This window comes from Streptococcus sp. HMSC070B10 (assembly GCF_001808665.1).
GTDB lineage: Bacteria > Bacillota > Bacilli > Lactobacillales > Streptococcaceae > Streptococcus.
Map to the genome: position 1 here is coordinate 26,176 of NZ_KV794217.1, position 13,294 is coordinate 39,469.

Annotated in this window: 13 protein-coding genes and 2 other annotated features; of the genes, 12 read left to right on the forward strand and 1 reads right to left on the reverse strand. The window is 44.6% G+C overall.

All coding sequences use genetic code 11. The features are described from left to right. From HMPREF2613_RS10385 to trpA, 12 genes are all read left to right on the forward strand, one after another. A partial coding sequence (locus HMPREF2613_RS10385) for an ABC transporter ATP-binding protein (RefSeq protein WP_148129962.1) occupies nt 1-773 on the forward strand: 773 nt, incomplete at its 5' end. Next, the gene (locus HMPREF2613_RS10390) at nt 763-2,505 is read left to right on the forward strand and encodes an ABC transporter ATP-binding protein (protein WP_070480301.1); all 1,743 of its coding nucleotides are present in this window, start codon (nt 763-765) and stop codon (nt 2,503-2,505) included. The genes HMPREF2613_RS10385 and HMPREF2613_RS10390, both read left to right, overlap by 11 nt. A gap of 104 nt (nt 2,506-2,609) precedes the next feature. Further along, nucleotides 2,610-3,302 carry a sugar transferase gene (locus HMPREF2613_RS10395; protein WP_070480303.1) on the forward strand — a complete coding sequence of 231 codons (693 nt, stop codon included), beginning with the start codon at nt 2,610-2,612 and terminating at the stop codon, nt 3,300-3,302. Between the two features lie 42 nt (nt 3,303-3,344). Next, entirely contained in the window at nt 3,345-4,574 is a 1,230-nt protein-coding gene (locus HMPREF2613_RS10400) for a DegT/DnrJ/EryC1/StrS family aminotransferase (RefSeq protein WP_070480305.1), read from the forward strand. A 34-nt stretch (nt 4,575-4,608) separates the two neighbouring features. Further along, nucleotides 4,609-4,838: a binding site (T-box leader), on the forward strand. A gap of 162 nt (nt 4,839-5,000) precedes the next feature. After that, nucleotides 5,001-6,179 carry a tryptophan synthase subunit beta gene (gene trpB / locus HMPREF2613_RS10405; protein WP_033676443.1) on the forward strand — a complete coding sequence of 393 codons (1,179 nt, stop codon included), beginning with the start codon at nt 5,001-5,003 and terminating at the stop codon, nt 6,177-6,179. Continuing rightward, nucleotides 6,170-6,401 (forward strand) — a binding site (T-box leader). (Overlaps the previous gene by 10 nt.) A 71-nt stretch (nt 6,402-6,472) precedes the next feature. Beyond that, nucleotides 6,473-7,834 carry an anthranilate synthase component I gene (gene trpE / locus HMPREF2613_RS10415; RefSeq protein ID WP_070480307.1) on the forward strand — a complete coding sequence of 454 codons (1,362 nt, stop codon included), beginning with the start codon at nt 6,473-6,475 and terminating at the stop codon, nt 7,832-7,834. Further along, nucleotides 7,831-8,397, forward strand: coding sequence for an aminodeoxychorismate/anthranilate synthase component II (locus HMPREF2613_RS10420; protein ID WP_070480310.1), 567 nt, complete (start codon nt 7,831-7,833; stop codon nt 8,395-8,397). Before trpE ends, HMPREF2613_RS10420 begins: the two co-directional genes overlap by 4 nt. A 10-nt stretch (nt 8,398-8,407) precedes the next feature. Next, nucleotides 8,408-9,412, forward strand: a complete 1,005-nt coding sequence (gene trpD, locus HMPREF2613_RS10425) for an anthranilate phosphoribosyltransferase (protein WP_004256041.1) — start codon at nt 8,408-8,410, stop codon at nt 9,410-9,412. Further along, nucleotides 9,409-10,176, forward strand: coding sequence for an indole-3-glycerol phosphate synthase TrpC (gene trpC / locus HMPREF2613_RS10430; protein WP_070480312.1), 768 nt, complete (start codon nt 9,409-9,411; stop codon nt 10,174-10,176). The genes trpD and trpC overlap by 4 nt, the downstream gene beginning before the upstream one ends. Continuing rightward, nucleotides 10,163-10,762: a phosphoribosylanthranilate isomerase gene (locus tag HMPREF2613_RS10435; protein WP_070480315.1), complete on the forward strand. Its 600-nt coding sequence runs from the start codon at nt 10,163-10,165 to the stop codon at nt 10,760-10,762. The genes trpC and HMPREF2613_RS10435 overlap by 14 nt, the downstream gene beginning before the upstream one ends. After that, complete coding sequence (gene trpB / locus HMPREF2613_RS10440) at nt 10,740-11,963, forward strand: tryptophan synthase subunit beta (RefSeq protein WP_000331265.1); 1,224 nt, start codon at nt 10,740-10,742, stop codon at nt 11,961-11,963. The genes HMPREF2613_RS10435 and trpB (HMPREF2613_RS10440) overlap by 23 nt, the downstream gene beginning before the upstream one ends. After that, on the forward strand, nt 11,956-12,732 hold the full coding sequence (gene trpA / locus HMPREF2613_RS10445; RefSeq protein ID WP_070480317.1) for a tryptophan synthase subunit alpha: 777 nt from the start codon (nt 11,956-11,958) through the stop codon (nt 12,730-12,732). Before trpB (HMPREF2613_RS10440) ends, trpA begins: the two co-directional genes overlap by 8 nt. On the opposite strand, the gene HMPREF2613_RS10450 is transcribed toward trpA, so the two are convergent. After that, the coding region (locus HMPREF2613_RS10450) for a prepilin peptidase (RefSeq protein WP_070480319.1) at nt 12,704-13,294 on the reverse strand (591 nt) is incomplete at its 5' end. The genes trpA and HMPREF2613_RS10450 overlap by 29 nt on opposite strands.

Genomic DNA, 13,294 nt, shown 5'->3' on the forward strand with positions numbered 1-13,294 from the left:
AGTTTCCTCTAGACAGTATTGAAAATGGGCGCTTGCAGTATGCCATTGATAGCTTTGCCTTTGAAAATGAGGAAACACTGACAAATGTTCACTTTAGTTTGGAAAAAGGGCAAACTCTGGGCTTGGTTGGGCAGACAGGTTCTGGTAAAACGTCCTTAATCAAACTCCTCTTGCGTGAATACGATGTGGATAAGGGAGCTATTTACCTAAACGGTCATAATATTCGTGACTATCGTCTGACAGATCTTCGTAGTCTTATGGGCTATGTTCCTCAGGACCAGTTTCTCTTTGCGACCTCTATCTTAGACAATATTCGCTTTGGGAATCCTAACTTGCCCCTTTCAGCGGTCGAGGAAGCGACTAAGCTAGCCCAAGTTCACCAAGACATTGTAGCCATGCCTCAGAGATTTGATACGCTGATTGGTGAAAAGGGAGTCAGTCTTTCTGGTGGTCAAAAGCAGCGTCTTGCCATGAGTCGGGCTATGATTTTAGACCCTGATATCTTGATTTTGGATGATTCTTTGTCGGCCGTGGATGCCAAGACGGAGTATGCGATTATCGACAACCTCAAGGAGACGCGCAAGGACAAAACAACCATTATCACGGCCCATCGCCTCAGTGCGGTTGTCCATGCAGATTTGATTTTAGTCCTGCAAAATGGTCAAATTATCGAACGTGGTACGCACGAAGACTTGCTAGCTTTGGATGGCTGGTATGCCCAGACCTACCAGTCTCAACAGTTGGAAATGAAAGGAGAAGAAGATGCAGAATAAGAAAAAACAATGGACTGTATTGAAGCGCTTGATGTCTTATCTCAAGCCCTATGGACTCCTTACCTTTTTGGCACTCAGTTTTCTCCTAGCGACTACGATCATTAAAAGCGTCATTCCCCTTGTGGCTTCCCACTTTATTGACCAGTATCTCAGCAATCTCAACCAACTCGCTGTGACCGTTTTGCTGGCCTACTATGGCCTCTATATCCTACAAACTCTGGTCCAGTATGTCGGCAATCTTCTCTTTGCGCGGGTGTCCTACAGTATTGTTAGAGATATTCGTCGAGATGCCTTTGCCAATATGGAAAAGCTGGGCATGTCTTATTTTGACAAGACGCCAGCAGGCTCTATCGTCTCTCGTTTGACCAATGACACCGAGACTATCAGTGATATGTTTTCAGGAATTTTATCCAGCTTTATCTCAGCAGTTTTCATTTTTCTGACAACCCTTTATACCATGTTGGTGTTGGATTTTCGTTTGACGGCTTTGGTTTTGCTCTTTCTCCCCTTAATTTTCCTTTTGGTCAATCTCTATCGAAAAAAATCTGTAAAGATTATCGAGAAAACCAGAAGTCTCTTGTCTGATATCAATAGCAAGCTGGCTGAAAACATCGAGGGAATCAGGATTATCCAGGCCTTTAATCAAGAGAAGCGCCTACAGTCAGAGTTTGATGAAATCAACCAAGAACACTTGGTCTATGCCAACTGTTCTGTAGCCTTGGATGCACTCTTTTTGAGACCTGCCATGAGTTTGCTGAAATTGCTAGGCTATGCCGTTTTGATGGCCTACTTTGGTTACCGTGGCCTTTCTATCGGGATAACGGCAGGAACCATGTATGCCTTTATCCAGTATATCAATCGTCTCTTTGATCCCTTGATTGAGGTGACGCAAAACTTTTCAACCCTTCAAACGTCCATGGTGTCTGCAGGGCGTGTATTTGCCTTGATTGACGAGAAGACCTATGAGCCTCTTCAAAAAGATGGGCAAGCCAAAGTCCAAGAAGGCAATATCCGTTTTGAACATGTGTGTTTCTCATATGATGGCAAACATCAGATTCTGGATGATATTTCTTTCTCTGTTAACAAGGGAGAAACTATAGCTTTTGTAGGGCATACAGGTTCAGGGAAATCTTCCATTATCAATGTCCTCATGCGCTTTTATGAATTCCAGTCAGGCCGAGTTCTCTTGGATGGTGTGGATATTAGAGACTACAGTCAGGAAGAGTTGAGAAAAAATATCGGTCTAGTCTTGCAAGATCCCTTCCTCTATCACGGGACTATCAAGTCCAATATCGCCATGTACCAAGATCTCAGTGACGAAGAAGTTCAGGCTGCAGCTGCCTTTGTGGATGCAGATTCCTTTATTCAAGAACTTCCACAGGGATATGATGCACCTGTTTCCGAGCGTGGTTCGAGCTTCTCTACTGGTCAGCGTCAGCTTCTTGCCTTTGCTAGAACAGTCGCCAGTCAGCCTAAAATTCTGATTTTGGATGAAGCGACAGCTAATATTGACTCTGAAACAGAAAGTATGGTTCAAGCTTCTCTGGCGAAGATGAGACAGGGGCGGACAACCATTGCCATCGCTCACCGCCTTTCGACCATCCAAGATGCCAACTGTATCTATGTTTTGGACAAGGGGCGTATTATCGAGAGCGGAACCCATGAGGAACTCTTGGCCTTGGGAGGAACCTATCACAAGATGTATAGCTTGCAGGCAGGGGCTCTTACTTAAAGAAGAAATCCTTCAAATTACAGATTTCTTTCACCGCCTTTTCCATTTTGTGGTATAATGAAAAATGTTGACAAATAGTATAATAAAAACAAAGGAGAAACAGCATGCTGAAATGGGAAGACTTGCCCGTTGAAATGAAATCAAGCGAGGTTGAGTCTTACTACCAGCTTGTCTCTAAAAGGAAGGGTTCGCTGATTTTCAAGCGTTGCTTGGACTGGGTTCTGGCCTTGGTCTTGCTAATTTTGACTTCCCCAGTCTTTCTGATCTTGAGCATTTGGATCAAGTTAGATAGCAAGGGACCCGTCATTTACAAGCAAGAGCGTGTGACCCAGTACAACCGTCCTTTCAAGATTTGGAAGTTCCGTACTATGGTTACGGATGCGGATAAAAAAGGTAGTCTGGTGACTTCTGCTAACGATAGCCGCATTACCAAGGTTGGCAATTTCATCCGCCGTGTGCGTTTGGACGAACTGCCTCAGCTGGTCAATGTCCTTAAAGGCGAAATGTCCTTTGTCGGTACACGACCTGAAGTGCCACGCTACACAGAGCAGTACAGCCCTGAAATGATGGCGACCTTGCTTTTGCCAGCAGGAATTACTTCTCCGGCCAGCATCAACTACAAGGATGAGGACACCATCATCAGTCAAATGACCGAAAAAGGCCTGTCAGTTGACCAAGCCTATGTAGAACATGTTCTTCCTGAAAAGATGCGCTATAATCTCACTTATCTCCGAGAATTTAGTTTCCTTGGAGACATCAAAATCATGTTTCAAACCGTGTTTGAAGTGCTAAAATAAAGTAGTCATGAGAAAATGAGTACAGATAAAAGGAGCAAATCAATGCCAAATTACAATATTCCATTTTCACCACCCGATATTACAGAAGCAGAAATTGCTGAAGTAGCGGATACCCTGCGTTCTGGTTGGATCACAACAGGTCCGAAGACAAAAGAACTGGAGCGTCGCTTGTCTCAATATACACAGACGCCTAAGACTGTCTGCCTTAACTCTGCAACTGCTGCTCTTGAATTGATTTTGCGTGTCTTGGGAGTGGGTCCTGGTGACGAAGTCATTGTTCCAGCTATGACCTATACAGCTTCATGTAGTGTTATTACGCACGTGGGAGCAACACCTGTCATGGTGGATATCCAAGCAGATACTTTTGAGATGGACTATGACCTTCTTGAGCAAGCCATTACTGAAAAGACTAAGGTGATTATTCCGGTTGAGCTTGCGGGGATTGTGTGCGACTATGACCGTTTGTTCCAAGTTGTGGCGAAGAAACGTGACCTCTTTACTGCTTCAAGCAAGTGGCAAAAGGCCTTTAACCGTATCGTGATTGTTTCTGATAGTGCCCACGCTTTGGGATCTACTTACAAGGGTCAACCGGCTGGTTCTATCGCTGACTTCACATCCTTCTCATTCCATGCGGTTAAGAACTTTACAACAGCTGAGGGAGGAAGTGCTACTTGGAAATCCAATCCAGCGATTGATGATGAAGAGATGTATAAGGAATTCCAAATTCTTTCCCTTCATGGTCAAACTAAGGATGCCCTAGCCAAGATGCAACTGGGTTCATGGGAATACGATATCGTCACACCAGCCTACAAGTGCAATATGACTGATATCATGGCGTCACTTGGTTTGGTACAATTGGGCCGTTACCCAAGTTTGCTACAACGTCGTAAGGACATCGTGGACCGCTATGATCGTGGTTTTGCAGGTTCTCGCATCCATCCTTTGGCACACAAGACTGAAACTGTCGAATCTTCACGCCACCTCTACATCACCCATGTAGAAGGAGCGAGCTTAGAAGAACGCAATCTTATTATCCAAGAATTAGCTAAAGCAGGAATTGCAAGTAACGTTCACTACAAACCGCTTCCGCTCTTGACAGCCTATAAGAATCTTGGCTTTGACATGGCGAATTATCCCAAGGCCTATGCCTTCTTTGAAAATGAAATTACGCTCCCTCTTCACACTAAATTAAGCGATGAAGAAGTGGACTATATCATTGAGACTTTCAAAACAGTTTCTGAAAAAGTACTAGCTTCATCAAAAAAATTGTAAAAAAGTCTTGACAAAGAAAAAACAAAGTATTAAAATAAGTTCAACAAATCAGAAAAGTAACTATTTTTGATCTTCAGGGAGCCTGTGGTGATTGTGAACAGGTGGTTGGAAGTAGTGAAAGTGGGCTGATTTTAAAAATGAATTTGAAACAATGAAAATTCGGTGCGCACACCTTACAGTGCAACTTGTTGTTAGACAAGGCAGAGATGTAAAGGGATAGTCCCTTTATAATTGAGGTGGCACCGCGTTACAAACGCCCTCACACGGAAGTAGATTCCGTGTGTGGGCTTTTTTCTATCCGTCGTTTTGTTTATCTTTTATTAGGGCGTTAAGTCGCTTTGATGAACTTGAGTTCTATCTACAGCTCCTTGCCTACTACTAAAAGCAAACAAAACGGCCGGATTCATACGGAAAGAGGAAAATTTTATGACAACTAAAGGTTATTTTGGACAATTTGGTGGTAGTTTTGTACCGGAGCCTATTCAGGCTTTGTTGGATGAGTTGGAAGTGACATTTGAAAAGTACAAGGACGATCCAGAATTTTTGGCAGAATTTCGTCATTACTTGAAGGACTATTCAGGTCGCGAAACACCGCTCTATTTTGCAGAAAGTTTGACAGAACACTTAGGTGGAGCTAAGATTTATCTCAAGCGTGAAGATCTTAACCACCTTGGTTCTCATAAACTCAACAACGTTTTAGGACAAATTCTTTTGGCTAAACGTATGGGCAAAAAACGGGTTATCGCGGAAACAGGTGCTGGTCAGCACGGGGTTGCGACTGCAGCTGCTGCAGCTAAGTTTGGTATGGCTTGTGATGTTTACATGGGGGCAGAAGATGTGGAGCGTCAACGTCTCAATGTTTTCCGTATGGAGATGATGGGAGCAACTGTTCACGCAGTTGAAACAGGGACACGAACTCTTAAGGATGCGGTTGATGCAGCCTTTGGAGCATGGATGAATGACCTTGAAGCCTTCTACGTTTTGGGATCTGCTGTGGGACCTCACCCATATCCTACCATTGTTCATGAGTTTCAAAAGGTTATCAGTGAAGAATCTCGCCGTCAAATCCTAGAAAAAGAAGGTCGTTTACCAGACTACGTTATTGCCTGTGTAGGTGGTGGTTCCAATGCCATCGGTGCTTTTTCTCAGTATGTGGCTGATGAAGAAGTTAAATTGGTTGGGGTTGAAGCTGCTGGTCACGGACTTGATACAGACAAGCACGCAGCTACTATGACAAAAGGTAGTATCGGAATTGTCGACGGCATGAAGACTTATGCAGTCTTTAAGGAAGATGGAGAGCTAGCTCCAGTTTACTCTATCTCAGCTGGTTTGGACTATCCAGGTGTTGGCCCAGAACACGCTTACTTCAAAGACTCAGGTCGCGTGGAATATGTGGCTGCGACGGATGAAGAAGCTGTTCAGGCTCTCCTCCTTCTCAGCAAGACTGAAGGAATTATCCCAGCGATTGAAAGTTCGCACGCTATCGCAGAAGCAGTTAAACGTGCACCGAAACTAAGTAAAGACGACATTATCATTATCAATGTCTCTGGTCGTGGAGACAAGGACGTAGCTGCGATTGCGGACTACCTAGAAGCTAAAAAATAATAGATGGAAAAATTACAGTCTTTTCTCTCACAGAGAGCTTGTGGTTGCTGGAAACAAGCAGAGAAAGCTGTAAGGTTGGGTCCATCTGAAACGAGAGAAGAAAACATAATTCTCAAGGGAGTGCCCTTTATCGCACAGCCTGTTACAGGAGGTTTCTGAGACAGGGATGAGAGATAGGAGAAATCCTATAATTGAGGTGGCACCGCGAATTTCGTCCTCACGCAAGTTATTTTGCGTGGGGATTTTTCATACAGTCGCCACGGACTAGAAGTAGAACTGAAAGGGAAATTACAATGGAACGAATCATTCATGGAGATGTCTTATCACCAATCTTGGCTTATATGCGCCTAAAGGGGCAACACAAGGTTATCTTAGAGAGTATTCCGAGAGACAAGGAAACCGCTCGTTTTTCTATCTTAGCCTATAATCCTGTTTTTGAGATTAAGTTTGAAAATGGAGTTCTTTATCAAAATGGGCAAGTGATTGATCGTGATCCTTTGGATTTCCTTTATGAAGTGACTCATAAGAGCCAACACCATTCAGACCTACCTTTTGGTGGAGGAGCCATTGGATTTGTGGGTTACGATATGATTTCGCTCTATGAAGAAATTGGTCAAATTCCTGAAGATACAATTGGAACGCCAGACATGCATTTCTTCGTCTATGAGAGTTACATGGTCTTTGACCACAAGAAGGAAAAAATCCATGTCATCGAGGATGCTCTTTATAGCGAGCGCAGTCAAGAAGACTTGGAAAAAGCCTTGAACCAAGTGCTTGAGGAATTACGCATTCCTGCTCCAAATGAATTTGAAGACTTGGATCTATCTCCGTTAGACTTCAAACCCCATATCGCTCCTCAGAAGTTTGAGGAAATGGTGGAAACAGCTCGTGACTTGATTCGTAACGGGGATATGTTCCAATGTGTACTTAGCCAGCGTTTCTCAGCAGAAGTGACTGGAAATCCATTTGACTTCTATAGAAATCTTCGCGTGACCAATCCATCCAATTACCTCTATTTCTATGATTTTGGAGATTATCAAATCATCGGTGCCAGTCCAGAAAGTTTGGTTTCTGTCAAAAATGGCATCGTGACAACCAATCCGATTGCAGGGACACGACCAAGAGGAGCTACTGATGAAGAGGACAAGGCTTTGGCAACAGACTTACTTTCTGATGAGAAGGAAACAGCAGAGCATCGGATGTTAGTAGACTTGGGACGAAATGATATTGGTCGCATCTCTGAAACGGCCAGTGTCCAAGTCACTAAGTATATGGAAGTAGAACTCTTCCGCTATGTCATGCATTTGACCAGTGTGGTCAAGGGGCGTTTGCTTCCAGAACTCACTGCCATGGATGCCTTGAAATCAACACTTCCTGCTGGAACAGTGTCAGGAGCACCCAAAATTCGAGCTATGAGACGTATCTATGAATTGGAAACGGAAAAACGTGGCGTATACGCAGGAGCAATCGGCTACTTGTCTGCGACGGGTGATATGGATTTCGCCATTGCCATCCGAACTATGATTCTCAAAAATCAAACAGCTTATGTGCAGGCTGGGGCAGGGATTGTCTATGACTCCATTGCCCAAAACGAATACCAAGAAACCATTAACAAGGCTAAATCTATGACTAGAATTGGAGAACTAAGACCATGATTTTATTAATTGACAACTATGATTCTTTTACCTATAACTTGGCGCAATATATTGGGAATTTTGCAGAAGTTCAGGTCTTGAGAAATGATGATCCTAAGCTGTATGAAGAAGCTGAAAAAGCAGATGGTCTGGTCTTTTCTCCTGGTCCTGGTTGGCCAGTTGATGCTGGTAAGATGGAAGACATGATTCGTGACTTTACAGGCAAGAAGCCAATTCTAGGGATTTGTTTGGGTCACCAAGCCATCGCAGAAGTCTTTGGTGGTAAGTTAGGTTTGGCTCCAAAAGTCATGCATGGGAAACAGAGCAATATCAGCTTTGAAGCGCCATCTGTTTTGTATCAAGGAATCGAGGATGGTCGTGCGGTCATGCGTTACCACAGTATTTTGATTGAAGAAATGCCAGAAGAGTTTGAAGTGACAGCTCGTTCGACTGATGACCAAGCTATTATGGGAATTCAACACAAATCCCTTCCAATTTATGGATTCCAGTACCATCCAGAAAGTATCGGAACGCCAGATGGCTTGTCTTCTATTCGGAATTTTATCGAGAATGTTGTAAAGTGAGGAAACTAGGATGAAAGAGATTATTGAAAAACTAGCAAAATTTGAAAATTTATCAGGTGTGGAAATGACAGATGTCATTGAGCGTATCGTGACTGGACGTGTAACAGAGGCGCAGATTGCTTCTCTCCTCTTGGCCCTTAAGATGAAGGGGGAAACACCTGAAGAGCGCACAGCCATTGCCCAAGTCATGAGAGGCCATGCCCAACATATTCCAACTGAAATCCATGATGCTATGGACAACTGTGGTACAGGTGGGGACAAGTCTTTCAGCTTTAACATTTCCACAACTGCAGCCTTTGTCTTGGCTGGTGGCGGTGTTCACATGGCCAAGCACGGTAACCGCTCGATTTCTTCTAAATCTGGTTCCGCAGACGTTCTCGAAGCCTTGGGTATCAATCTAGACCTCAAACCAGCTGAACTAGGTAAGGTATTTGATAAAACTGGCATCGTCTTTCTCTTTGCTAAAAATATGCACCCAGCAATGAAATACATCATGCCAGCGCGTTTGGAACTAGGAATTCCAACGATTATGAACTTGACTGGTCCCCTGATTCATCCAATGGCCTTGGAAACACAGCTTCTTGGTATTAGTCGTCCAGAATTGCTAGAAAGTACAGCTCAGGTTTTGAAAAATATGGGCCGCAAACGTGCCATCGTGGTTGCTGGACCAGAAGGGCTGGATGAAGCTGGCTTGAACGGAACAACCAAGATTGCTCTTCTTGAAAATGGCGAAATCACCTTGTCAAGCTTTACTCCAGAGGATTTGGGAATGGAACGCTACGCTATCGAAGATATTCGTGGAGGGAATGCTCAGGAAAATGCAGAAATTTTGCTTAGCGTTCTTAAAAATGAACCAAGTCCATTCTTGGAAACTACAGTTTTAAATGCTGGTCTTGGTTTCTATGCTAATGGTAAGGTAGCTAGTATCAAGGAAGGAGTTGCCTTGGCTCGTCAAGTGATTGCTAGTGGCAAGGCCCTTGAAAAACTCAGACTGTTACAGGAGTATCAAAAATGAGTAAGGAATGTTTAGCACGAATCTTGGAGCAGAAGGCGCGTGAGGTCGAGCAGATGGAGCTGGAGGAAATCCAGCCCCTGCGCCAGACCTATCGCTTGGCTGAATTTTTGAAGAATCATCAGGACTGCTTGCAGGTAATCGCTGAGGTCAAGAAAGCTAGCCCTAGTCTGGGAGATATCAATCTCGATGTGGATATTGTGCAACAGGCCCAGACTTATGAAGCAAATGGTGCAGTGATGATTTCGGTTTTGACAGATGAAGTTTTCTTTAAAGGGCATTTGGATTATCTGCAAGAAATTTCAAGTCAGGTAGAGATTCCGACGCTCAACAAGGATTTTATCATCGATGAAAAGCAAATCATCCGCGCCCGCAATGCAGGTGCAACAGTCATCCTGCTCATTGTGGCAGCCTTGTCAGAAGAACGCCTCAAGGAACTTTACGACTATGCGACAGAGCTTGGTCTGGAAGTCTTGGTGGAGACTCACAATCTAGCTGAACTTGAAGTGGCCCACAGACTTGGTGCGGAGATTATTGGGGTCAATAATCGCAACTTGACCACCTTTGAAGTCGACTTGCAGACCAGTGTAGCCTTGGCCCAGCACTTTGAAGAAGGTCGCTATTACATTTCTGAATCTGCTATTTTCACAGGGCAGGATGCGGAACGAGTAGCACCATACTTTAACGGAATTTTGGTGGGAACAGCTCTCATGCAGGCGGAAGATGTAGCCCAGAGAATCAAGGAGTTGCAGATTGACAAAGGTTAAGATTTGTGGACTATCTACCAAAGAAGCGGTGGAAACAGCCGTTTCAGCAGGAGCAGACTACATCGGTTTTGTCTTCGCACCTAGTAAAAGACAGGTGACTTTGGAAGAGGCTGCTGAGCTGGCAAAGCTCATTCCTGTTAATGTTAAAAAGGTCGGTGTATTTGTTTCACCAAGTCGGGCAGAACTACTAGAAGCGATTGAAAAAGTTGACTTGGACTTGGTTCAAGTTCATAGTCGGGTGGCAGATGATTTGTTTGAGGATTTGCCTTGTGACAGTATTCAGGCTGTACAGGTGGATGGAGATGGGCATGTGCCCAATTCTCAGGCAGATTATCTACTCTTTGATGCCCCTGTGGCAGGGAGTGGCCAGACCTTTGACTGGGGTCAACTGGATACGGCAGAACTAGCTCAGCCTTTCTTTATCGCAGGTGGGCTTAATGAAGACAATGTAGCAAAAGCAATTCAACACTTTACTCCCTATGCAGTCGATGTATCGAGCGGAGTGGAGACAGATGGACAAAAAGATCAGGAAAAGATTAGAAGATTTATAGAGAGGGCAAAGAATGGCATATCAAGAACCAAATAAAGATGGATTTTACGGAAAATTCGGTGGACGTTTCGTCCCAGAAACATTGATGACAGCAGTTTTGGAGTTGGAGAAAGCCTACCGTGAAAGTCAGGCAGACCCAAGTTTCCAAGAGGAATTAAACCAACTTTTGCGCCAGTATGTGGGACGTGAAACTCCTCTTTACTACGCAAAAAACTTGACCCAGCATATCGGCGGAGCCAAAATTTATCTTAAACGGGAAGACCTTAATCATACAGGGGCCCACAAGATTAACAATGCCTTGGGACAAGTTCTCCTAGCTAAACGTATGGGCAAAAAGAAAATTATCGCTGAAACGGGTGCTGGTCAGCACGGTGTGGCAACTGCAACAGCTGCAGCCCTCTTTAACATGGAATGTACAATCTACATGGGTGAGGAAGATGTTAAACGCCAAGCCCTCAATGTCTTCCGTATGGAGCTTTTGGGAGCCAAGGTTGAGGCAGTGACAGATGGTTCGCGCGTGCTCAAGGACGCTGTCAATGCGGCCCTTCGTTCATGGGTGGCAAATATCGACGATACCCACTATATCCTTGGTTCAGCCTTGGGGCCTCATCCATTCCCAGAAATCGTCCGTGACTTCCAAAGTGTCATTGGTAGAGAAGCTAAACAACAGTACCGTGATTTGACAGGACAAGACCTACCAGATGCCCTAGTAGCCTGTGTTGGCGGTGGATCTAATGCCATTGGTCTCTTCCATCCATTTGTAGAAGATGAGTCAGTAGCCATGTATGGAGCTGAGGCAGCAGGACTTGGTGTGGATACAGAGCACCACGCAGCGACCTTGACCAAGGGACGTCCAGGTGTCCTTCACGGTTCTCTTATGGATGTTCTCCAAGATGCTCATGGGCAAATTCTTGAAGCCTTCTCTATCTCAGCAGGTTTAGACTATCCTGGTATCGGTCCAGAACATTCTCACTACCACGATATCAAGCGTGCTAGCTATGTTCCTGTGACAGATGAGGAAGCCTTGGAAGGGTTCCAACTCTTGTCTCGTGTGGAAGGGATTATCCCAGCCTTGGAATCGAGTCACGCCATTGCCTTTGCGGTAAAATTGGCTAAAGAACTTGGACCAGACAAGTCTATGATTGTCTGCCTATCAGGTCGTGGGGACAAGGATGTGGTTCAAGTCAAAGACCGCTTGGAAGCAGATGCAGCAAAGAAGGGAGAAGCTCATGCCTAAGACACTAACAGAAAAATTAAATGCTATCAAAGCAGCTGGAAAAGGAATTTTTGTTCCCTATATCATGGCTGGAGATCACGAGAAAGGTTTGGATGGTCTCGCTGAAACAATCCACTTTTTAGAAGATTTAGGTGTTTCAGCCATTGAAGTGGGCATTCCCTTTTCAGACCCTGTTGCAGATGGACCTGTTATCGAAGAAGCAGGCTTGCGCAGTCTAGCTAACGGGACGTCTACTCAGGCTTTGGTTGAAACCTTGAAAACCATTGAAACAGAGGTTCCGCTTGTCATTATGACCTACTTCAACCCCCTCTTTCAGTATGGTGTTGAGAAATTTGTCAAAGATTTGGCAGATACAGCGGTTAAGGGCTTGATCATTCCAGATCTGCCTCATGAGCATGCCAATTTTGTAGAGCCATTTTTGGCAGACACAGACATCGCCTTGATTCCCCTAGTTAGTTTGACAACAGGGATTGATCGCCAAAAAGAGTTGATCAAGGGAGCAGAAGGATTTGTCTATGCCGTTGCTATTAACGGGGTGACAGGAAAATCAGGAAATTACCGTGCAGATTTGGACAAGCACTTGGCACAACTGCATCAAGTAGCCGATATCCCAGTCTTGACAGGTTTTGGCGTATCTAGTCAAGCCGATGTAGAACGCTTCAATGCGGTATCAGATGGCGTTATCGTCGGTTCAAAAATCGTAAAAGCTCTCCACCAAGGAGAGCCGATTCAGGACTTTATCAGACAAGCAGTAGCTTACCAAAAATAATCACACAAGTAGCAAGTAAGAGGAAAGGCACAAAAGGAAGTCTTTCCTTTTTCTTTTGTAGGAGAAAGGCTAGAATTCCCATCGCAGAAGCAGACTGAATCAAGATCAGTAACTCCGTTACACTAAAGACGAGAGCGCAAGAAGCTAAAAAGAGGAAATCCCCTGCGCCCATGCGAATATTGATAAAATGAGCCACAATTCCAAGGACAAGGAAGAAGACCATGACCAGATTCCAGCCAGATCCGGCCATTAGGATTAGGTGGAAAGTCATCCAGACTAGTAAGGGATATTCCTGATGGCGAAAGTCGTAGATGCCCAAGGTCAAACCAGCGGTGATTAGGACGACTTGCCCCAAGGAAAGCAATTCCCAAGACCAAGCCAGAAAGATGAGTCCTAAGCCAAGTTCCAAAAGGGCATACCAGACGGGATAAGGAGCCTTGCAGTAGCGACAGCGAAAGCGATTGAAGACCTGCGAGAGAATCGGAATCAAATCTAAGGGACGCAAGCGAGTCTGACAGGAATCGCAGTGACTGGCAGGTTGGATAATGGATTGCTCTGGAAA